Raw genomic sequence first — 20,235 nt, 5'->3', positions numbered from 1 at the left:
GTTCCAACCGCAACGGAGCAGACTTCATGAGCACACCCATTGACCTCACTGCCCTGAAAAACCGTCAAATGGCCACGTGGGCCAGCGGCGACTACACCGTGATCGGCACCACCTTACAGATCGTCGGCGAACAACTGGCCGAAGCCTGCGACTTGCTGTGTGATGAGCAGGTGCTGGACGTCGCCGCCGGCAACGGAAATGCGACGCTCGCCGCCGCGCGCCGGGGCTGCAAGGTCACGTCCACCGACTACGTGGCCAAGCTGCTTGAACGCGGCGAAGACCGCGCACGGGCGGAACACCTGGACGTGACCTTTCAGGTGGCCGATGCCGAGGACCTGCCGTTCGAAGACGCCAGTTTCGATGCCGTGCTTTCAACCTTTGGCGTGATGTTTACGCCCGATCAGCCCAAGGCTGCAGCGGAACTGGCGCGGGTGTGCCGTCCTGGCGGGCGGATCGGCCTTGCCAACTGGACGCCTGAAGGCTACATCGGCCAGGTGTTCAAGACCCTGGGCCGCCACATGCCGCCACCGCCAGGAGCGCAACCACCTTCGAACTGGGGCACCGAAGCCTGGTTGCACTCGCACTTCGACCAGCGCGACTTCCAGCTCCAGGTGACACGGCGGTTGTTCAACTTCCGCTATCGCTCGGCCGCGCACTGGATCGACACCTTCCGTACCTGGTATGGGCCGGTTCACAAGGCCTTTGCGACCCTGCCACCCGAAGAGGGCGCGGCCCTGGAAAACGACCTGACCGAACTGCTGAATCGCCTGAACCGGGCGGGGGAGCGGTCGTTGGTGGTACCCAGTGAATACCTGGAGGTGGTGATTACACGGCGTTGACAGGGCAACACTGTAGGAGCTGCCGCAGGCTGCGATCTTTTGATCTTGATTCTCGAGGACCTCCAGATCGCAAAAGATCAAGATCAAAAGATCGCAGCCTTCGGCAGCTCCTACAAAGGACCGCGTGCGGCGCAATCATTCATCCAGCCGCTCGGTGTACACCACCCACACACTGCACGGCATTTTGTACAGCAGATGCTCCACCGTGCTGCCGATCAACCGGCCCATGCCGCGATGGCCGACCCGGCCCATGACAATCACGTCGACGTCATAGGTATCGGCGTAGCGAGTCAACACCTTGGTCGGGCTGCCCATGAGCATGTGCCGTTGCTCCGGCGCGATGCCGTTGCGCGCGGCCAATTCGTTGAAGGCATCCTCCTGAAAGTCGAACAGGGTTTTGGCTTTGTCCGAAGCGAAAAATGCCGAGCCGTTTTCGAAACTGAACTCGTCCGAGCTGATCGACGAAAGGTCATAGGCGTAGACCACATCGAGCTCGGCGTTACAGGCGCTCGCCAGTTTTGACGCTTCGTGCAGAATCCGGTCATTGAAGCTTTTGTAATGGTCATCACGATGGAAGGGGTCGACCGCCGCGAGGATCTTGCGCGGCAACGCATGCCTGGCATGACTGACGAAGTGCAGCGGTACCGGGCATTCGCGCAGCAGATGCACGTCGAGGGGAGTAAACACCAGCCGCGACAAGCGTGATGGGTGCTCCAGCGCCTTGATCAGCACATCCATCGGCTGCTCTTTGAGGTGAATCAGGATTTCCTCCAACGGCTTTTCGACCCAAGTCACCTCCGTGGTGACGTGCACACCGATCTTGCGCAAGGGACGGGCCTGTTCCTCGAGCCACTGGCGGTGACGCTCGACATAGCCCAGACGCATCTGCTCCAGGGCCTTTTCGTTGACCATGCCGGCGGTCGCCAGGCCTTCCAGATAGTCGAAGGCCACGATATGCAGGGCCGCATCCTCGGCCTTGGCCAGCGCTGCGGCCCGATCGAAGGCCGGGCTGTGTTCCATCAGGGGCGAGGCGACGAGCATGAAGCGAGCTTGACCAGACATGACAAACCTCCCGTTCAATACACCTCAATTCATTAATTATTGACCATGCTCTCTTTCGTGGGGGTTCATGCGATGGGTGTCACGCTGAAGTTCTAATGTGTGGGAGCGGGCTTGCTCGCGAAGGCGGTGTGTCCAGGCAACATTGATGCTGAATGGGCTGGCCTCTTCGCGGGCAAGCCTCGCTCCTACAGGGGAATAGGTGTTCACCCTATCTTCGCGCCCCGTGCCTCCAGCAATTCCCGTAATACGGAACGGTGGCAGTGTGCCTCTTCCTCGCAATAACACCCCACGGCCAGCGACGTTTGATGGGAGAGGGCGGCCAGCAGGTCGAGCATCTGGCTGGGCGCGGGTTCGTTCATCTCGGCCTTGAATTTGCGTTTGAAGGCGCTCCAGGCTTTGGCATCTTCCGCCGCTTTGGCTTCGGCCACCAACTCGGGGCTGGGGGACAGCAGCGGTTGCCACACATCGTAAAAATCCCGGCTGGCAAATTCGGCCTTTGGTACGCCCCGAGGCGGGCGGCGTACCGTGCCCAGGCGCAGGCCTTCGTGCGCTGTGCGGGGGGAGCCGAGTTGGACGATGTGGATGGGCATGATCGCCGTGCCTATTTGAGCCGCGAACTGTCGAACCACTCCAGCGCCGTGCGCCAGAAGCAGATCCCCAGGAAGTAGGCCGACATCAGCAGCCACAAGCCCATGACCAGAGGGTTGACGACCGGGTGGTTGACCACCAGCGACAAGCTGCACAGCAGCCAAATGGCCGTCACGGCAATGTTGATTGGCATGAATCGCCGTACGCGGAACGGGTGCAGGAATTTCATGCGGGTCACGGTCAACAATGCCAGGCCAATAACCGTGAGAAAGGTAATCCATGGCGACGGATCGATGATGTACAGGCATAGCGCAACCACGTTCCATGCGGCGGGGAAGCCCTGGAAGTAGTTGTCTTTGCTCTTCATGTTGACATTACAGAAGCAAAACAGCGACGAGACCAGAATCAGCGACACGGTCAGTAGCAGGGTGTAGTCCGGCAACGGAATGTAGCGATAGATGAACAGTGCCGGGATAAACACATACGTCAGGTAGTCGATTACCAGATCGAGGATCGAACCGTCGAAACTTGGCAGCACCGACTGCACATTGACCTTGCGTGCCAGCGCGCCGTCCAGACCGTCGACGATCAGCGCCACGCCCAGCCACAGCAGGCAATTGGTGGGCTGGTTTTCCAACAAGGCGAGGGTCGCGAGGAAGGCTGTGACCACGCCAGTGGCGGTAAAACCATGGGCGCCCCATGCTTTGAGCCTGGCAATGTGTACAGTGGATATCACGGGGCGTTCTCCAGAAAGTGAAGCAAGCCAGTTATCACCCTCGTGTGGGGGCGTCGGCAAACCGGGTCGGGTTGCAGGTATCGACCGGATTTTCGGGAATAAGGTTCACCACCTATGAATCTTAGCCGCCGCACAAAAAAATACCCCGGAAATATCCGGGGCACGTATTGAACATCGAGTGTGAAGGGCAAGGGCAGTACACACGACGTCAGCCAGGAGTTGGCGGAATGTCGGGCGAGGACTATCGTTGCCTGACTGAGTTTCTGCCCATTGATGAGGACGTCGTCATGAACACCAGCGATTTGCTTGAGCAATTACTGCGAGCCGGCCGGGGCTCGCAGCCGCAACAAAGTGGTGGTGCGGCGTCAGCTCAAGGAGGCTTGGGCGATCTTGGCGGGTTGCTTGGTGGTCTGTTAGGGCGCGGCGCGGGTGCCGGTGCGGGTGCCGGTGCGGGCGGCGGCTTGGGTGGTTTGCTCGGTGGTCTGCTGGGCGGCAACTCACCCATCGGCCGTTCGGCCCAGACACGCTCGGGCGGCACCAACTACGCGGCGTTGGCCTCTTTGGGGATGATGGCGTTCCAGGCGTATCAGGCCTGGCAACGCAGCCAGGCCTCGGCACCACAGCAGGCGCCGCGCACTGTGGACTTGTTGTCGGGACCGGAAGTCGAAGACCACAGCAACGCCATCCTTCGCGCCTTGATCGCCGCCGCCAAGGCCGATGGCCGCATCGACGATGCCGAGAAACACATGATCAGCACCGAAATCGGCCGCCACACCGACGATCCGCAACTGCAGCAATGGCTCGATGACGAAGTCGCCCGGCCACTGGATGCCGCCGATGTGGCGCAATCTGCCCAAGACCCGGGCATGGCCGCCGAGATGTACCTGGCCAGCGTGATGTTGGTGGACGATCAGCAGGACGCCGAACGCAACTATCTGGATGAATTGGCCGCTGCGTTGAAGATCGATCCAGAGTTGCAGCTGCACCTGGAGCAACAGGCCAAGGGTGGCGTTGTCTGAGCATTCCCCTGCGATCTTTTGATTTTCAGCGGTGTTGAAAATGCCCAAGATCAAAAGATCGCAGCCTGCGGCAGCTCCTACGGGGAGAGTGTGGCCGCGTAGGAGCTGGCGTACCGCGGCGCTGGCCCGTCTGTCCGGCCAATTTCAACGCCAATGGAATTTTTTTCAGGCACCGCCGCTCTGCTGATAGAGACGTGCTGATCCAGCGTCCTGTCACTGGCCTCAGAGCGAGAAAATTATTCCATGACTGCCCTGACACGACTTGCATCCCGGCCTGCCCACGAACACGCGATAACTGCCGCGGGCGGCATAAAGTCGCTCTATGAACAGTTGTTGCTGAGCGACGATGACGCGCAAAAACACGCGCTCGCCCAGCGCTTCCTGCAGGAGCAATTGCAGCAAGCGGCGCACCTGCCTGAAGAGCTGCCACGGGATCTCTCGGCCCTGCAAAACTGGGTCGAACAGCACAGCGTCGACGTGGCCCGGCAGTACGCCGACTACCTTCAGCAGCGCAAGGCGGGCGGGGGGCGACAGTTCTTCAGCAATAAGGCGCATGCGCTGTTTTTCCTGCAAGCGGTTGCCCCGACCAAACTGGTGGATGGCGCCTGGCTTTATGGCCTGTTGCGGCACTGGCGTGACCCGCGTTTCGACGGTCTGTTGTGCACCTATCTGGAAGAGTTGGGCGAGGGCAACCCGGCGCAGAATCATGTGGTGATCTACCGCAAACTGCTCGCCGAACATGGCCTGCAAGACTCCTCGGCGATTGCCGATGAACGCTACCTGCAAGGCGCTATTCAACTGGCGCTCGGCTATTGCACCGACGAGTGTTTGCCGGAAGTGATCGGCTACAACCTCGGCTATGAACTGCTGCCGCTGCACTTGTTGATCAGCGCTTATGAACTCAGCGAACTGAGCATCGATCCGCTTTATTTCACGCTCCATGTGACCATCGACAATGCCAGCACCGGGCATGCCCACAAGGCGGTGCAGGCTGTGCTGCAATTGCTCCCGGTGGAAGGCGACCGTGATGACTTTTTGCGTCGGGTGGCGCTGGGTTATCGGCTCAACGACCTAGGGCAGGGCAGCCGGGCGATCATCGAGTCGTTCGACCTCGACAGTGAAGTACTGAGCATGCTTGAACGCAAACGCCCGTTCGGCCAGCACATGCATTCCGATTACAGCCGCTTTGAAGGCAAGACCGTCAATCAATGGTTGTCTTCACCCGAGCAATTGCCAGGATTGCTGGCGGCCATGGAAAACAAAGGCTGGATCAAGCGCCACCAAGACCCGCAGGCCAGTCGTTTCTGGCAATTGATCGACGGCGCCGGCGCCGCGATGTTCGGCGTATTCAGCCCCTACGAAAAACAATTGCTGCATGACTGGATCGCCGGTGACTGGAAGCCAGAGCAGCCGGTGGCTGCGGTAAGGCGCGGCAGCAGCGTTACGGCGCAGATGCCGGTGCCTGAGAGCGATCCGGATGTTCAGCAGCTGCAAACCGCGCTGAACGGTCTGAGCGGGCACGAGCAGATGTCGGTGTTGATGCCGTGGCTTTCGCCTCATCGGCATGGCCATCCTGCCGGTCTGTTGGCGACGCGCCGGTTTATCGAACTCAAATCCAGTCTTCTCTAGAACGCTTTTTTATCCACGGGAGCGGTTTATGAGTCAGGAAGAACAACTGTCTGCCGCCGACCTGGCGCTGGTGCAACTGGGACGGCGCTTGCAGGCTGACGGGTACCGATTCATCACGCCGACGCCGCTGACTCATCAGCGGGTCAATACTCGCGCCGAAGCCCGGCGGGCCGAGACCCTGCGCGATGTCTTTGGCTGGTCGCGGCCGTTTGAGCCAGGGCTGTTGTCGGCGGATGAACAACGCCAGTTGCAACAGGCGCAGGTGCTGGAGGAGTGCAACGGCCGGCTGAAAAGCCGGGTGCGCTGGTCCAGCCTCGACGACTTGCTGTTCGTGCATTCGGCCTTTCCGACGGAGGCCGCCGATTCAGTATTCTTCGGCCCCGACACTTATCGGTTCGCGCAACTGATTCACGCCCATCTGCAGCAGAATTTCGCCCCGATCAGGCGCGCCGTGGACATCGGCTGTGGCGCCGGTGTCGGTGCCATTCTGATTGCCCGCGCCCGTCGCGAAGCCGAGGTGTTGGCGCTGGACATCAACCCGGAGGCGCTGCGCATGACGGCCATCAACGCCGCGCTCGCGGAAGTAGCCAACGTCAGCGTCGAGGCCAGCGATTTGCTGCAGGATGTCGACGGATATTTTGACCTGATCGTCGCCAATCCACCCTACATGGCCGACCCCGCCGAGCGTGCCTACCGGCATGGCGGTGGCGCGCTGGGCGCGGAGTTGTCACTGCGGATTGTCGAGCAGGCACTTGGTCGGCTGGCACCCGGCGGCTCGTTGTTGCTGTACACCGGCGCGGCAATGGTCGATGGCCGCGACCCGTTTCTGGAGGCCCTCACTCCGCGTCTGGAGGCCCCGGGGTTCGGCTGGACGTATCGCGAAGTCGATCCCGATGTGTTCGGTGAAGAGTTGGAGACACCAGGTTATCAACGGGTGGAACGGATTGCCGTCGTCGCGCTGACCGTGACGCGTCTCGGCCCAGGCATTGGGGAAAACGTTGATGAGCAGGCGCCTGAACTTCGGCATTGAAGAAGAATACTTCCTCACCGACCTCGTCACCCGGCGCATGCCGGGGCAGCCCTCGGCCCAGGCGATCGAGGCGTGCAGGGCGGCGTTGGGCCAGTCGTTCGCCTATGAAATGTTCCAGGGGCAGATTGAAGTCGCCTCACCGGTTTTCAGCAGCTTGCCGGACGCCGCCGATTACCTGGCCACCACCCGCAGTGCCCTGAGACGTGCTCTGGAGCCGTTCGGCCTGGGCCTGCTCAGCGCCGGCAGTCACCCCTTGGCGGATTGGCGGATTCAGCAACCGACCGACCAGGCGCATTTCCATCAACTGTTCGACGACTACCAGCGAGTGGCCCGGCGCAGCCTGTTGTCCGGGTTGCACGTGCACGTCGAAGTGCCCGGTCATCTGGACCGTATTCGGGTCATGAACGAAGTCTTGCCGTGGGTGCCGCTGTTGTTGGCGCTCAGCACCTCGTCACCGTTTTGGGAGGGCGAAGACAGCGGTTTCATGAGCTATCGCCAAGTCGCCTGCGAGGAGTGGCCGCGCATGGGCATTCCGGAGTTTTTCGAGGATCAGGATGCGTTCGATCACTACGTCGCGCTGATGACCCGGACCGGCTCGATCCGGCAGCCCAGCGACTGTTGGTGGAGCGTGCGCCCGGCCGCGCGGTTTCCCACGCTGGAGCTGCGCATCACCGATGCCTGCCCACGGCTGGATGACGCGCTGTGCATCGCTTCGCTGTTTCGCCTGATGGTCGCTGACGCCATCGCGCAGCCGCTGCCCGGGGCGAACTTCAACCGGACGGCTTACTGGATCCTCAAGGAAAATCGCTGGCGCGCCAAGCGTTACGGCATTCACGGCACCTTCATTCGCAAGGACCACGAACCGACGATCTCGGTCGAGCAATGGCTAGCCCTGGCGCAAGTGACGTTTGCCCAAACCGCGCAGCAACTGGGCGTGCAAGACGTCTTCAAACAGGCCCGGCGCATGCTGATCGAAGGCACCAGCGCGGATCGGCAACGGTACGCGGTGGAACAGGCATTGCGCGAGGGACGCTCGATGCCCCAGGCGTTGGCGCGAGCTGTCGATCAACTGCTGATAGAAACCGGCGAACAACCTTGCGCCAGCCCGGTCCCGCAACGAGCGGTAGGTGAGCCATGAACAAGAACCTGGACGATTACAACCGGATGCGCGATTTTTCGGCAACCTCGGAACCGGCTGCCGTCAAACGCCCGGGCAAAAAAACGGCGAAGGACCATGCCTTGCAGTACTGCATTCAGAAGCATGACGCCTCCCGCCTGCACTACGACTTTCGCCTGGAACTCGATGGCGCGCTGAAAAGTTGGGCCGTGCCAAAAGGGCCGTCGCTGGACCCCAAGGTCAAGCGCCTGGCCATCCACGTTGAGGACCATCCACTGGATTACGCCACGTTCGAGGGCACCATTCCCGAAGGGCATTACGGCGCTGGCGATGTGATCGTCTGGGACCGTGGGGTGTGGATTCCCCAAGATGATCCGGCCAAGGCGTACACCAAGGGCCGGCTGAAATTCGAACTACAGGGAGAAAAGCTAGGCGGCCTGTGGAACCTCGTGCGCACGCATATGCCGGGCAAGCAGGAACAATGGTTTCTGATCAAACATCAGGACAGCGCCGCCAGATCCGACAGCGAATACGACGTGGTCGCCGCCGAGCCGGACAGCGTGCTCAGCGACCGCACCATCGTGGAAAAAAAACACGGAGCGGAAAAGCCCAAACCGATCAAAAAAGCCCCGGCCAAGGCGCGTAAGGAAAAGTCGCCACAACTGACGGGCGCGCGCAAAGCCAAGCAGCCTGAGCTGCTCAAACCCGAACTGGCGACACTGGTCGAATCCGCGCCGAGTGGCGAATGGAGCTATGAGATCAAGTTCGACGGCTATCGGGTCATGGCGCGCATCGACCATGGCGACGTCAAACTTTTCACCCGCAACGGTCACGACTGGACCCACAAATTGCCCGGGCAAGCCGAGGCACTGGCAGCGCTGGGCCTGGAATCTGCCTGGCTCGACGGCGAAATGGTGGTGGCCAACGAGCAAGGTGTTCCGGATTTCCAGGCGCTGCAAAACGCCTTCGATTCCGGCCGAAGTGGCAGCATCGTTTACTACCTGTTCGACTTGCCCTACCTCAATGGCGTGGACCTGCGCGAAGTGCCTGTCGAGGAGCGCAGGGCGGCGCTGGCGACCGTGCTCAAGCCCAATGAGAATCCGCTGTTGCGATTCTCCGACGCGTTCGGCGAATCCCCGGAGGCGTTGCTCAACAGTGCTTGCGAAATGAAGATGGAAGGGTTGATCGGCAAGCGCCTGGGGTCGCCTTACGTGTCTCGGCGCACCAGTGACTGGATCAAACTCAAGTGCAAGCATCGGCAGGAATTCATCGTGGTCGGCTTCACCGACCCCAAAGGCGCGCGCAGTGCTTTTGGCGCGTTGTTGCTGGGGTTGCACGACCGCGACAGCGGTGAATTGCGCTATGCCGGCAAGGTTGGGACCGGGTTCAACGAGGCGACTCTCATGCGCATTTATGAACAATTGAAACCGTTGCAGACGAAAAAGCCGTCGGTGGTCAATCCGCCCAGCGGTTTTGAAGCCAAAGGCGTGCACTGGCTCAAACCCACACTGCTGGCGGAGGTGGCTTTTGCCGAGATGACCAAGGACGGTTCGGTGCGCCACGCCGTGTTCCATGGTTTGCGTGATGACAAGCCTGCCAAAGAAATCACCGAGGAGTTGCCGAAAACCGTGAACACTTCAGCCTCGAAAACATCAGCCTCGAAAACCGCCGCAGCAAACTCCACGGCCAAGAAGCAATCCGTCGCCGAGAAACCTGACGCCGCCGAACCAAAAAACGCGCAGTCGACTGTCGCGCCGTCGCAGATCGGCCTGGCCAGCGGCAAGGTGCGCATCACGCATCCGGACCGGGTGATCGACGCCAGCAGCGGCACCACCAAGATGCAACTGGCGGAGTACTACGCCAGCGCTGCCGAATGGATTTTGCCGCAACTCAAGGACCGGCCGGTGGCGCTGGTGCGCGCGCCGGACGGCATCGCCGGCGAACTGTTCTTTCAGAAGAACGCCGAACGCCTGGCCATTCCGGGGATTGTTACCCTGGACAAAGAACTGACGGGCCAACCGGTGATGATCATCAACAACGCCAAAGCGCTGATCGGCGCGGTGCAGATGAGCACGGTGGAACTGCACACCTGGAACGCCACGTCAGTCGATCTGGATAAACCCGATCGCTTCGTCCTTGATCTCGACCCGGATCCGGCGTTGCCCTGGAAAAGCATGATCGAAGCGACTCAGCTAACCCTCACGGTGCTGGATGAACTGGGCCTCAAGGCGTTTCTCAAAACCAGCGGCGGCAAGGGGATTCACCTGATCGTACCGCTGACCCGCAAACACGGCTGGGACGAGGTCAAGGAATTCAGCCACGCGATCGTCAGCCACATGGCCAAACTACTGCCGGATCGTTTTTCCGCGGTGTCCGGACCGAAAAACCGCGTCGGGCGTATCTTCATCGACTACCTGCGCAACGGTCTGGGCGCCACCACTATTTGCGCTTACGCCGCGCGCACCCGCGAAGGGCTGCCGGTGTCGGTGCCGATCTTTGGCGAAGAGGTGGCGGAGCTCAAGGGCGGCAATCAATGGAACGTGCACAACGTGCATGAACGCCTGGCCGAGATCGGTGACGAACCCTGGGCCGACCTGAAGAAAACCCGACAGACGATTACTGCCGAAATGCGGCGGCGGGTCGGGATGAAAAAATAGTGGAGCGCAAACCGTCAGGCATCACGCAACAAGTCGTTGGCATTGAGCAGCTCGTAGGCAATCTCCGGGCGCTTCTCCAATCCGCGGCGAATCGCCGCCGGAATCGACTGACGGGTTTTGCGGCACAGGCCCGGGAGTTCGCCGAGGGTGATGTTAATGCCGCGCATGGTGCGCACTTCATTGAAGCCCGGGACGATCTCAACGCGCAGACCCAACTGCTCATACATCCGGCGTTGCAGGCGCACCAGATCGTCGAGGCTCTGGAGATTTTCCAGGCGTTCAATCAGGCGCTTCTCCTCCGACCGGGTCAGGCTCAGGATGCGCAAATCCGCGCCGGGGGTTTCCAGTAACGGCTCACGCTCGCAGATGCAGGCTCCGGGCGGGCAGGGTTGGCGGATCGGAAGAGAGGTCGTCATGGGGCTCAATCATAGAGCGCTATGGTCTGGTTTGCCCATGGGGTTGTTGTGCCGTTGAGCGGCCGTCCGAGGTTGGTTCAAGGCCAATGGCCGTCCACCCCAAGCGGGAACTTCAGGGTACTGGCCAGGTCAATGGGGGCCCTGTATCGGAGATGCCGAGCAGCGCTGTGGCCTGTTTACGGCAGTGCCATCCTAGATCAGCCGAGTCCGCCCCCTGATGCCAACCAAGAGTTTTCTGCCGGGTCTCATCTTGGCGTTCTGCACCGTCGCGTCGCTTTGCTCGATTGCTGCCGAGCGAAGAGCGCCCGCGCAAAGCAACAGCGCATCAACCACCCTGATCGAAAAAGCCTCGCGACAGTATGGAAATGGCCAACTGGACCAGGCCGCCGCCACGCTGGAGCGTGCGCTGCATATCCAGCCGAACAATCCCGCGACGCTGCATTACCTTGGTGTGTTGCGTCTTCAGCAGGGGCAGTACCAGCAGGCTGAAACCTTGGCGGTGCGCTCGAACATGCGGGTTGGTCGCAACGTCGAGTTACGCAACCGCAACTTCCAATTGATCCAGGCGGCGCAGCATGCCCAGGTTTCGGGTACCCCACCCAATACCAAAGAGGACCTGGTCGCAGTACAAAAGGGTCTGGAAAAGGAGACCCAAAGGCGCCGCGAAGTGGAAATGGCGGTTGCTGAGCAATCCACCCCGGACACGGGGCGTGACGCTGGCAACTTCGCTAGCGCAGAGACAGATCGGATTTCGAATGCACCGACGGCTGGCAGAGCCGGATCCGAAGGAAAATTGCAAATGGGTAATGTCGAGCCGGAGCGGGCGTCCGCTGGGGTTGAGATTCCCCGCGGCCATTGGCCGCCTCGGGGTAAATGCCGAATCTGGTTTCCTGATCGCCCGCCGGGGCATCAGCCTGCACCCGGTAAATGCAAGAAGCTGCGATATCGAGTTCCCTCAGGAGCCTACCTGGTGCGCGGTTGAGTTTCTGAATGTATCAAGATATCAAATCCATTTTTTGATCCTGGTATCTCCTCGGACGCTGTAGCGCTACAGGTCCAATGTCTTCGCCATGATGATCGTGCGCTCCGATTCGTGAAATTCGTCGCGGATTTTTTTAAAGCCAAGAGAAGCATAAAAGCCTTCCGCGGTGATTGAAGAGGGGACACGTAGCAGGCTCAGGCCTGCATTTATGGCGATCGATTGAATCCTCTCCATCAGATGTCTTCCGATCCCTTTCCCTTGATAGGTCGGGTCGACAAACACGCTTCGGACAACGTCCTGATCAAGACTTGCAGTTGCAACGATATGACTGTCGACTATTGCTACGAGTACCTGACGCCGAGACAACAATTGAAGAATTGCCGGGGGAGAAAAGCTTTGCGCCACTTGACCGATGATTTCCGATGAGTAGTCCTGAGCATTGGACTCGCGGAGAGTGTTAATGATCGTTCGACTGATAGCCGGGGCATCTGCATTCATAGCGCTTCGAATCAGGTAATCCATCAAGGCAGCTCCTTGCGCGTAATCGCTTGATCATAGAAGGGTTCGGCCTTACTGACCAAAACGAAAGGCGCAATGGCTGCTTTTGGCCGATTGCAGTCTTTCAGGATGGGCAGCAATCGGCCAATAGCGGACGTTTAGAGTAGTGAGAATAAGTCCGTCCCCTTTTTCCCCGGAAATACCCGGGCGCAGAGGAAATCAACGAATACACGCACCTTGGGAGAGGGGTGTTTACTGGCAGGCCACAGCAAATGGAACTCGCCATTGCGCTCTGTGTGCTCTGGCAAAACGGTCCACAGCTGCCCCTCGGCGAGGGCCTGCCTGACTGAGAACTCCGGCAGATAGGCGATACCCAATCCTCGCAAGGCAAAGCACAAACGGGTTTCGATGGTGTTGCAGATCATCGAAATGGGCAAGGCTAACTCGGGCTCCTCAGCAGTACGACGCAAGGCCCAGGTTTCCAGCTTGCCACTATTGGGGAAACGGTAGTGCAGGCAGCTGTGTTGCAGTAGATCGGTTGGCACTTTTGGCGTACCACGCGCTGCCAGGTAGGCCGGGGAGGCGACCAGCAACGAACGGAATGAACCGAGCTTACGCGCCGATAAACGCGAATCCCTAGGCGCGCCGGTTCTGACCACGACGTCGAAACCTTCCTCGATCACATCGACCAGGCGGTCGCTGAAGTCTAGGTCCAATTCAATGGCCGGGTACTCGCGCATAAAGTCGCCGAGCACCGGAAGTACCAACGAACTGACCAAGGGCAGGCTGACCCTCAAGCGCCCACGTGGAGCGACGCTGGCTTGCGACAGTTCCAGTTGAGCCGCCTCGATTTCGGCCAGAATCCGACGGCTGCGCTCCAGAAACAGCATGCCTTCGGCAGTCGGCGTGACGCTGCGCGTACTGCGGTGAAACAGGCGAACACCGAGCTTCTCTTCCAGCCGCGCCACACTCTTGCCGATGGCCGACGCCGACACCCCCAGCACTCGGCCGGCCGCAACGAAACTGCGATTTTCAGCGACCTGCACAAACACCACAAAGCCGTTCAAGCTGTCCATGCTGCTCTCCATTGCGGATGTTCTGCTCCGCATAAAATGGAACTCTACCCCAGTTTTTCTTTAATCCAGGACTTTCTATCGTGGCGGGGCTCTCCACTCTTAGAAGGAACTGCACATGACCCTCCCCGAAGTCGCTTTATCCACGGGCACGCTTTCACGTCAGTTGTCCGCGCGCATTGAAGCAACGGTCCAGCAGGCGCTGGAGCAGCAGCGCTTGGTTGGCGCGGTGATACTGGTGGCCCGCGATGGCGAGTTGGTCCATCGCCAGGCGGCCGGCTGGGCCGACCGCGAGAGGCGGTTGCCGATGAGCGTAGAGGCGGTGTTTCGCTTGGCATCGATCAGCAAACCCATTGTCTCGACGGCGGCCCTGGTGTTGGTAGCGCAAGGTCGTCTCGGTCTGGATGACAGCGTTGAGCGGTGGTTGCCCGAGTTTCGGCCACAGTTGGCTGATGGACGTGCTGCCCGCATTACGGTGCGGCATTTGCTCAGTCACACTGCGGGGCTTGGCTATCGTTTTTTGGAAGCCGATGCGCACGGCCCCTATGCACAGGCCGGTGTCTCGGACGGCATGGATGCGTCCACCGTCAGCCTCACCGAGAACCTGAGCCGCATCGCCAGCGTGCCGCTGCTGTACGATCCCGGCACGGCCTGGGGCTATTCGCTGGCAACCGATGTACTGGGGGCGGTGATTCAGCGGGTGCAGGGCGAGCAATTGGCTGATGCGGTGCGCCAGCTCGTGACTGATCCGCTGCGCATGACCGATACCGGCTTTGCCGCGTTTGACCCATCGCGCGTGCCTACTGCCTACGTCAGTGCGACTCCCGAGCCCCATGCGCTGGCCGAAGGCGAAATCGTTTCGCCGTTCGAGGGGGCGATCGGCATCCCGTTCAGCCCCGCCCGCATCTTCAACCCGCAGGCGTTTGCCTCGGGTGGTGCCGGCATGGCCGGAACAGCCGAGGACTTCCTGCGCCTCCTTGAAACATTGCGTCGCGGCGGCGGTGAGCTGCTGTCCACGGCACTCGTCGAGGAGATGGCACGCGATCAAACCGGCGGCCGGGACCTGCCCGCTGCACCGGGGTTCGGCTTTGGTCTGGGGTTCTCGGTACTGCGCGATCCGGCCGTGGCGGTCACCCCCGAGTCGCCAGGCACCTGGCGTTGGGGTGGCGCCTATGGCCATTCGTGGAGTGTGGATCGACAGCAGAAGCTGAGTGTCGTCGCCTTCACCAACACGTTATACGAGGGCATGTCGGGACGGTTCGTAACCGACCTGCGCGACGCGGTATACGGCGTCACGGAGCTAGACCAATGAATTCGGAAGTGCAGGATCGCATGCCTTATGCACCCTTGTTGGCGCTGGCAATGGCCGCCTTCATCACCATCCTTACCGAGGCACTGCCGGCTGGTCTGCTACCGCAAATGGCACTGGGGCTGGCCGTCTCCGAGGCGTGGGTCGGGCAAACCGTCACCGCCTATGCCATTGGATCGCTAATGGCCGCCATACCGTTAACGGCGGCCACACAAGGATTTCGTCGCCGTCCCGTGCTACTCGCTGCCATCGCCGGCTTTGCCATTGCCAACACGGTCACGACGTTTTCGACCAGCTTCACGTTGACGATCGCCGCGCGCTTTCTGGCCGGCGTTGCGGCGGGGCTGTTGTGGGCGTTATTGGCCGGCTATGCCGCGCGCCTGGTGCCCGAACACCGCAAAGGCCGCGCCATCGCGATTGCGATGGTGGGCACACCCCTGGCGCTCTCGCTGGGCATCCCGGCCGGAACCTTTCTGGGCAACGTTCTGGGATGGCGCATGTGCTTCGGCATCATGAGCCTGCTGGCCGTGCTGCTGATGGCATGGGTGCGCTTCAACGTGCCGGACTTCGCCGGAAAGACTGAAGAAAAACGTCTGTCGCTGCACCATGTATTCACACTGCGGGGCATTCGCCCCGTGCTCTTCGTGGTACTGGCGTTCGTCCTTGCGCACAACATTCTCTACACCTACATCGCCCCGTTTCTGCAAGTGGCCGGCCTGGGGGCGCAGACGGATGTAGTACTGCTGGTCTTCGGAATCACATCGCTGCTGGGCATTTGGATTGTTGGGGTGTTAATCGACCAGTACCTGCGTGCGCTGACCTTGGCGAGTACCGCATTGTTTGGGATTTCAGCGATGGTGCTGGGTATAGCAGCCACCGAACCCGTTGCCGTTTTCGTAGCGATTGGCGCGTGGGGATTAGCCTTTGGCGGTGCCGCGACGTTGTTTCAAACGGCATTGGCCCAAACTGCTGGCGATGCGTCAGATGTCGCACAATCCATGCTCGTGACTGCTTGGAACACCGCAATTGCTGGCGGGGGCATTGTGGGAGGTCTGCTACTCGACCGACTCGGCGTAGAAGCGTTCCCTCCCGCACTACTGGTGCTGTTGGTGGCCACGCTGATGGTGACGTGGTCGGCCAAGCTGCGCGGATTTCCCGTGGTGCAGGGGGTGAAATCCGATGCAATTTGAATGTGCTGATGTGGTAGCCGGCGAACCTCCTTAACAGCGCTCATCCCAAAGCTTTTGGACGGAAGTGGACCGGTATGACAGGCAGCTATCGACCCATTGCAGACATTCATAACGATTAAGCTCACAGGTGAACAAAAGCGCAGCTATTGCGAATCCGATGAGCGAAGCGAACGGCCTTGAACCGTTTGTTAGGTTGCGATTCGTTGGAAGCCCCGCCAGCCCAAATAGATGAGGGGCAACCAAAGCAGGACACCAAAGCTCAGGAGCAACAAGAACGGACGCGGTTCAAACTCAGGAGCGGTATACACCGTAAACATTGGTACAAACACGACCTGATAGGGAAGATTAAGTACAACTTTTGCGAGCGGCCAAGCAAAAAAACCTCGGCATTCCACGTAGGGCAGCAAAGCGTCTGTTCGATAGCACCCATGCTTAAGACGGCCCACTTCCTCGAAGGTTGGCAGCAGCACAAGGACCACAAAGGCGCCGACAAGAGTTGCCAGATATGCAAGGCACGCGATAAGAAGGATCTGGCGCATTCGCAACCTAACGGGAGTCACGTCCTGGCCCCGCTGGTCCAGAGATTTCTCGTCCTTGCCGATCGGGAGGATCTTTATCTGACATGACCTTCTCCTTAAGAATATTTGCCTTATCTCAGCGGCGTGGGCACATCGCTCCTACAGCGCTGTGTGTCTGGCCAGTGTCCGCTTCTGGCCGGTTTCTGCCGGTCACCATCGGCAGCCGGCGTTCCAACAGGCCATTCGTCTCACCAGGGTCTGTTGACGTTTCGCTCCGGACCGCCGCGGTCAGGGAAACGCGGCCGCCGCCGCGAGATATAGCAGCAACGCCAGCAGCAACACCACGGTGAAGCCCAAGTGGATCGCCAGCAGGGTCGCCAGCACGGCCGCCACCACCGATACGCTGGCGTTGACGCCCCAGGCGATCGGCACCAGTGCTTCGGCGCGCGCGGAGACGCGCCCGAGTCCGAGCGGAAACGGCATGCCCATGGCGAACGCCAGCGGCGCTACCAGCGCGGCGCAGATGCCGAACCTGGCGAGGGTCTGCATTGGCGCCAGCAGCTGGAACAACGGGGGCAGGGCGATCAGGTAGAGCAGGGCGATCGCGCAGATCGCCAGGACTGGCCGCGCGAGCGGATAACGGGGCCCCACACCCGTTCCAATGTCCCCCCGCCGCCGGCCGGAGTAACGGCTGCCCAGGCCAGCGAAGATCAGGAACGCGCTGAGCGTTACCGCCACCGAATACAACGGGTGACTGAGGAAAAGGGTGAACTTCTGAATGAAGGCGATTTCCACGAACATGAAGGCGAAGCCGATGGCGGCGAAGTAGGACACGACCCGAAGTTCGAACCTGGTCAAAGCCGCATTCCGAGAGCGCCGCTGGCGCCGGCGCGCCACCCATAGCGGCGCCAGGATCAGCAGCACGGCGGCCACGCTGGACTGCAGCAGCGTGGCGATCAGCACCGGATAGCCCCACTCCAGCATTGACAGGCCGCCCTGCTCCTTCAGCGCCAGCAGTTCCGGCAGCGAGCGCCACTTGAAGAAGTGGAAGAAATACGGCCGGTCATCCATGGTCGGACGCACGTCGAACTTGTAGCGTGCCAGGAACTCCGCGCGCTTGTCGGACAGCAGGGCCTGCGCCGCTTCGAAAAACCAGGGCCGGTCGAGCAGGTTGTAGCGGTTCGCCTCGGCCACGGTCATCCCTGGGTAGTAGGCCAGGTCGAAGGAGCGCGCCCGGCAGAACTCCCGCAGCACGGCGATGCCGGCGTCGTCGAAATCCTTGTTGCTGACCAGCAGCGTCGCGGTCTTCCAGCCGCGGATCATGACGATACGGTGCGCCGCGCTGGCCTGCCCGTCGTGCTCGATGGCCGCGGCCGCGGTGGCCAGCAGCCTGGGAACATCGCGGGGCGGCAGGGTGACCCAGCGGGTGATGGCCAACAGGCCGCCGGGCGCGAGATGGCGCAGGTACTCGGCGAAGGCATCCACCGTGTACAGGTAGTTCTCGGACAGCGCATGCAGGCCGCCCGAGGCGGTGCCGAAGGAGTCCAGCAGGGCGATCTGGATCAGGTCGTAAGGCTCGCCGCGCGAAGCCACCAGGCCGCGCGCCTCGCCGATCAGCACACGGACGTTGGGCGCGCTGTACGGCTTGCCGGAGAAGTCGGCGAAGCGGCGCTGGACCAGATCGATCACCTGCGGGTTCAGTTCGATGGCATCCACCGCGCTGGCGCCGTGGTAGATCGCCTGCAGCACATCGGCGCCGGCGCCGCTGCCCAGCACCAGCACGCGGGGTTGGTGCAGCAGGTGATAGGGCAGAGCCGAGGTCAGGTAGCCCAGATAGGCGAGCGGCTCGCGGCGCCCGTCATAGCGGTTCAGCACGGAAAGGCCGTCGCCGTCGGTGAAAATGGCCAGTTGTGCGGGTGGTTCCTGCGTCGCGTTGAGGCTTAGGCCCGGCGCGTGGCGCAGGGGAATGGTCGGGCTGTCGACGACCGTGAGCAGGCCCAGCGGACTCCAGGTCTGGGCGATTGCGCGCGCATCCTTAATACGCAGCGTCTGGCTCAGTTCCTTGTACTCGGAGGGTGACAGGGCGATCCAGCGCGCGGGCACGCCGGCCGGCACCGCGACTGCCGCCGCCAGCAGCAACGGCGCAAGCCAGCGCCTATGCCCCGTGCAAGTCATGCCGACCAGCGCCCCGGCGGCGATGCCGGTGCCACCCAGCAGCCGCAGCGCATCGACGGGCGTCAGGGCGAACAGCGCGGCGACGATCGCGAGGCTGCCCACGCCGGCACCGAGAATGTCAAAGGCGTAGATCCGATGAATCTGTTCCTGAAAGCAGGTGAAGGTCAGGCAGATGCACACCGCCGCGCAGAAGAACGGCACGAACAGCAGCAGGTAGACCATCAGCAGGCGCGCCGACTGTCGCGCGTCCCAGAGGATCTCGAGGGGATTGAACGGAACCTGCTGGGCCAGGCTGAAGCAGGCGATGGCGCTCAGCCCGAACAGCACCGCGCCGCCGATGAACACGCCGCGGAAGCGCGGCGCCAGCACAGGCCGCGCCAGCGCCACGGCGGTGCCGGCAGCGCCGTAGCCGAGCAGCGCGACGCTGATCATCATGTAGGCGAAATGATGCCACTGGATGATCGAAAGCAGGCGCAGCAGCAGCACCTCATAGCCGAGCGCGGAGGCAGACAGCAGCGCCAGGGCGAGCAATGGTGGCGAATGCATGCTCAACCGCCTCCGACCAGCGGCACGAAGCGCACAGGCAGCACCTGCCGGGTAGACACACTGCCATCGCCGGCCTTCTCGATCAGCAGCAGGTACTGGATCATGAATGGCGCGCCGACCGGGATTACCATCCGTCCGCCGGCCTTGAGCTGGGCGATCAGTGGCGGCGGCACATGGCTGGCGGCGGCGGTGACGAGAATGGCGTCGTAAGGCCCGTGCTCGGGCCAGCCGTGGTAGCCATCGCCCAGCCGGGCCTGCACCTTCGCATATCCCAACCGGCCCAGGCGCTCCCGGGCCTGCACTGCCAGCGGCTCGATGATCTCCATCGTGTAGACCGCCTGTGCCAGCTCGGCGAGGATCGCCGCCTGGTAGCCCGAGCCAGTGCCGATCTCGAGTACCACGTCGCCGGGCCCGACCTGCGTCAGGTCGGTCATCAGGGCGACGATGTAGGGCTGGGAGATGGTCTGGCCATAGCCGATCGGCAGCGGGCGGTTTTCGTAGGCGTAGGGCACCTCGTCGGGCGGGACGAACTTATGGCGTGGCACCTTGGCCATTGCGGCCATCACCGGCGCGGCAAACTCGACCCTGCCGGTATCGTCGCGGGTGATGGACGACATGTTGGCGATCTCCCGCACCATGGCGTCGCGCAATGGCGCGAACAGGTCGTCGGCATGCAGGCCGGCGGATGCCAGCGCCAGAGCGATGGCAGGCGCCAGGATGCGCGTCAGGAGCATCACCGGCTTCACAATGACTCCTCCGCCTGAGTAGTAGTCGAATCGTATGGCCGGCGGGCTGGCTCGGCAAGCCGGGAGTGCCGGCGACCAAACCAGGCTGCGGCGACTGCCTGAGAA

At 61.5% G+C, this 20,235-nt stretch carries 18 protein-coding genes; 9 read left to right on the top strand and 9 right to left on the bottom strand.

The window, feature by feature from the left end; genetic code table 11:
- Nucleotides 1–26 precede the first annotated feature (26 nt).
- On the top strand, nt 27–839 hold the full coding sequence (locus NHU87_RS02300; RefSeq protein ID WP_253545213.1) for a class I SAM-dependent methyltransferase: 813 nt from the start codon (nt 27–29) through the stop codon (nt 837–839).
- A 135-nt stretch (nt 840–974) separates the two neighbouring features.
- Here NHU87_RS02300 and NHU87_RS02295 read toward each other — a convergent pair whose 3' ends face one another.
- The 3 genes from NHU87_RS02295 to pcsA form a co-directional block, all read right to left on the bottom strand.
- On the bottom strand, nt 975–1,901 hold the full coding sequence (locus tag NHU87_RS02295) for a universal stress protein (RefSeq protein WP_253545211.1): 927 nt from the start codon (nt 1,899–1,901) through the stop codon (nt 975–977).
- 203 nt (nt 1,902–2,104) lie between these two features.
- A complete protein-coding gene (locus NHU87_RS02290; RefSeq protein ID WP_253545209.1) occupies nt 2,105–2,491 on the bottom strand; it encodes a DUF488 domain-containing protein in 387 nt (128 codons plus the stop codon).
- 11 nt (nt 2,492–2,502) lie between these two features.
- Nucleotides 2,503–3,225 (bottom strand): phosphatidylcholine synthase, encoded by a 723-nt coding sequence (gene pcsA / locus NHU87_RS02285; RefSeq protein WP_253545207.1) that lies wholly within the window; start codon nt 3,223–3,225, stop codon nt 2,503–2,505.
- A 227-nt stretch (nt 3,226–3,452) separates the two neighbouring features.
- Here pcsA and NHU87_RS02280 point away from each other — a divergent pair, with 227 nt between their 5' ends.
- The 5 genes from NHU87_RS02280 to ligD all read left to right on the top strand — a co-directional run bounded on the left by NHU87_RS02280 (nt 3,453) and on the right by ligD (nt 10,677).
- Nucleotides 3,453–4,244: a tellurite resistance TerB family protein gene (locus NHU87_RS02280; RefSeq protein WP_253545205.1), complete on the top strand. Its 792-nt coding sequence runs from the start codon at nt 3,453–3,455 to the stop codon at nt 4,242–4,244.
- 243 nt (nt 4,245–4,487) lie between these two features.
- Nucleotides 4,488–5,873: an iron-containing redox enzyme family protein gene (locus tag NHU87_RS02275; RefSeq protein ID WP_253545202.1), complete on the top strand. Its 1,386-nt coding sequence runs from the start codon at nt 4,488–4,490 to the stop codon at nt 5,871–5,873.
- Nucleotides 5,874–5,901: 28 nt separating this feature from the next.
- Complete coding sequence (locus NHU87_RS02270) at nt 5,902–6,903, top strand: methyltransferase (RefSeq protein WP_253545201.1); 1,002 nt, start codon at nt 5,902–5,904, stop codon at nt 6,901–6,903.
- A complete protein-coding gene (locus NHU87_RS02265; RefSeq protein ID WP_253545198.1) occupies nt 6,875–8,041 on the top strand; it encodes a carboxylate-amine ligase in 1,167 nt (388 codons plus the stop codon). Before NHU87_RS02270 ends, NHU87_RS02265 begins: the two co-directional genes overlap by 29 nt.
- Nucleotides 8,038–10,677 (top strand): DNA ligase D, encoded by a 2,640-nt coding sequence (gene ligD / locus NHU87_RS02260; protein WP_253545196.1) that lies wholly within the window; start codon nt 8,038–8,040, stop codon nt 10,675–10,677. The genes NHU87_RS02265 and ligD overlap by 4 nt, the downstream gene beginning before the upstream one ends.
- 14 nt (nt 10,678–10,691) lie before the next feature.
- Here ligD and NHU87_RS02255 read toward each other — a convergent pair whose 3' ends face one another.
- A complete protein-coding gene (locus tag NHU87_RS02255; RefSeq protein WP_253545195.1) occupies nt 10,692–11,093 on the bottom strand; it encodes a hypothetical protein in 402 nt (133 codons plus the stop codon).
- Nucleotides 11,094–11,310: 217 nt separating this feature from the next.
- On the opposite strand from NHU87_RS02255, the gene NHU87_RS02250 reads away from it, so the two are divergent.
- Nucleotides 11,311–12,075 (top strand): tetratricopeptide repeat protein, encoded by a 765-nt coding sequence (locus NHU87_RS02250; protein WP_253545193.1) that lies wholly within the window; start codon nt 11,311–11,313, stop codon nt 12,073–12,075.
- Between the two features lie 66 nt (nt 12,076–12,141).
- Here the strand turns inward: NHU87_RS02250 and NHU87_RS02245 are convergent, their stop codons facing one another.
- A complete protein-coding gene (locus tag NHU87_RS02245; RefSeq protein WP_253545191.1) occupies nt 12,142–12,597 on the bottom strand; it encodes a GNAT family N-acetyltransferase in 456 nt (151 codons plus the stop codon).
- A gap of 134 nt (nt 12,598–12,731) precedes the next feature.
- Nucleotides 12,732–13,649 carry a LysR family transcriptional regulator gene (locus tag NHU87_RS02240; protein WP_253545189.1) on the bottom strand — a complete coding sequence of 306 codons (918 nt, stop codon included), beginning with the start codon at nt 13,647–13,649 and terminating at the stop codon, nt 12,732–12,734.
- Nucleotides 13,650–13,764: 115 nt separating this feature from the next.
- On the opposite strand from NHU87_RS02240, the gene NHU87_RS02235 reads away from it, so the two are divergent.
- Nucleotides 13,765–14,958, top strand: coding sequence for a serine hydrolase domain-containing protein (locus NHU87_RS02235; RefSeq protein ID WP_253545187.1), 1,194 nt, complete (start codon nt 13,765–13,767; stop codon nt 14,956–14,958).
- Nucleotides 14,955–16,145 carry an MFS transporter gene (locus tag NHU87_RS02230; protein WP_253545185.1) on the top strand — a complete coding sequence of 397 codons (1,191 nt, stop codon included), beginning with the start codon at nt 14,955–14,957 and terminating at the stop codon, nt 16,143–16,145. The genes NHU87_RS02235 and NHU87_RS02230 overlap by 4 nt, the downstream gene beginning before the upstream one ends.
- A gap of 188 nt (nt 16,146–16,333) precedes the next feature.
- On the opposite strand, the gene NHU87_RS02225 is transcribed toward NHU87_RS02230, so the two are convergent.
- The 3 genes from NHU87_RS02225 to NHU87_RS02215 all read right to left on the bottom strand — a co-directional run bounded on the left by NHU87_RS02225 (nt 16,334) and on the right by NHU87_RS02215 (nt 20,130).
- Nucleotides 16,334–16,684: a hypothetical protein gene (locus NHU87_RS02225; RefSeq protein ID WP_253545183.1), complete on the bottom strand. Its 351-nt coding sequence runs from the start codon at nt 16,682–16,684 to the stop codon at nt 16,334–16,336.
- A 267-nt stretch (nt 16,685–16,951) separates the two neighbouring features.
- Nucleotides 16,952–19,384 (bottom strand): SAM-dependent methyltransferase, encoded by a 2,433-nt coding sequence (locus NHU87_RS02220; protein ID WP_253545181.1) that lies wholly within the window; start codon nt 19,382–19,384, stop codon nt 16,952–16,954.
- 2 nt (nt 19,385–19,386) lie between these two features.
- Nucleotides 19,387–20,130, bottom strand: a complete 744-nt coding sequence (locus NHU87_RS02215) for a protein-L-isoaspartate(D-aspartate) O-methyltransferase (protein ID WP_253545179.1) — start codon at nt 20,128–20,130, stop codon at nt 19,387–19,389.
- Nucleotides 20,131–20,235: the final 105 nt, after the last annotated feature.

It is taken from the genome of Pseudomonas mandelii (assembly GCF_024138395.1).
Lineage (GTDB): Bacteria > Pseudomonadota > Gammaproteobacteria > Pseudomonadales > Pseudomonadaceae > Aquipseudomonas > Aquipseudomonas mandelii_E.
The sequence above is the reverse complement of the archived record's forward strand: the minus strand, read 5'-3'. Positions and strand labels throughout refer to the sequence as shown.

Excerpts from the sequence above, each read along its gene's own strand:
- NHU87_RS02220 (WP_253545181.1), bottom strand. The coding sequence starts at position 19,384 with ATGCATTCGCCACCATTGCTCGCCCTGGCGCTGCTGTCTGCCTCCGCG.
- NHU87_RS02295 (WP_253545211.1), bottom strand. The coding sequence starts at position 1,901 with ATGTCTGGTCAAGCTCGCTTCATGCTCGTCGCCTCGCCCCTGATGGAA.
- NHU87_RS02225 (WP_253545183.1), bottom strand. The coding sequence starts at position 16,684 with ATGCGCCAGATCCTTCTTATCGCGTGCCTTGCATATCTGGCAACTCTT.
- NHU87_RS02270 (WP_253545201.1), top strand. The coding sequence starts at position 5,902 with ATGAGTCAGGAAGAACAACTGTCTGCCGCCGACCTGGCGCTGGTGCAA.
- NHU87_RS02250 (WP_253545193.1), top strand. The coding sequence starts at position 11,311 with ATGCCAACCAAGAGTTTTCTGCCGGGTCTCATCTTGGCGTTCTGCACC.
- NHU87_RS02265 (WP_253545198.1), top strand. The coding sequence starts at position 6,875 with ATGAGCAGGCGCCTGAACTTCGGCATTGAAGAAGAATACTTCCTCACC.
- NHU87_RS02230 (WP_253545185.1), top strand. The coding sequence starts at position 14,955 with ATGAATTCGGAAGTGCAGGATCGCATGCCTTATGCACCCTTGTTGGCG.
- NHU87_RS02235 (WP_253545187.1), top strand. The coding sequence starts at position 13,765 with ATGACCCTCCCCGAAGTCGCTTTATCCACGGGCACGCTTTCACGTCAG.
- NHU87_RS02255 (WP_253545195.1), bottom strand. The coding sequence starts at position 11,093 with ATGACGACCTCTCTTCCGATCCGCCAACCCTGCCCGCCCGGAGCCTGC.
- NHU87_RS02300 (WP_253545213.1), top strand. The coding sequence starts at position 27 with ATGAGCACACCCATTGACCTCACTGCCCTGAAAAACCGTCAAATGGCC.
- NHU87_RS02275 (WP_253545202.1), top strand. The coding sequence starts at position 4,488 with ATGACTGCCCTGACACGACTTGCATCCCGGCCTGCCCACGAACACGCG.
- NHU87_RS02245 (WP_253545191.1), bottom strand. The coding sequence starts at position 12,597 with ATGGATTACCTGATTCGAAGCGCTATGAATGCAGATGCCCCGGCTATC.
- ligD (WP_253545196.1), top strand. The coding sequence starts at position 8,038 with ATGAACAAGAACCTGGACGATTACAACCGGATGCGCGATTTTTCGGCA.
- NHU87_RS02290 (WP_253545209.1), bottom strand. The coding sequence starts at position 2,491 with ATGCCCATCCACATCGTCCAACTCGGCTCCCCCCGCACAGCGCACGAA.
- NHU87_RS02240 (WP_253545189.1), bottom strand. The coding sequence starts at position 13,649 with ATGGACAGCTTGAACGGCTTTGTGGTGTTTGTGCAGGTCGCTGAAAAT.
- NHU87_RS02280 (WP_253545205.1), top strand. The coding sequence starts at position 3,453 with ATGTCGGGCGAGGACTATCGTTGCCTGACTGAGTTTCTGCCCATTGAT.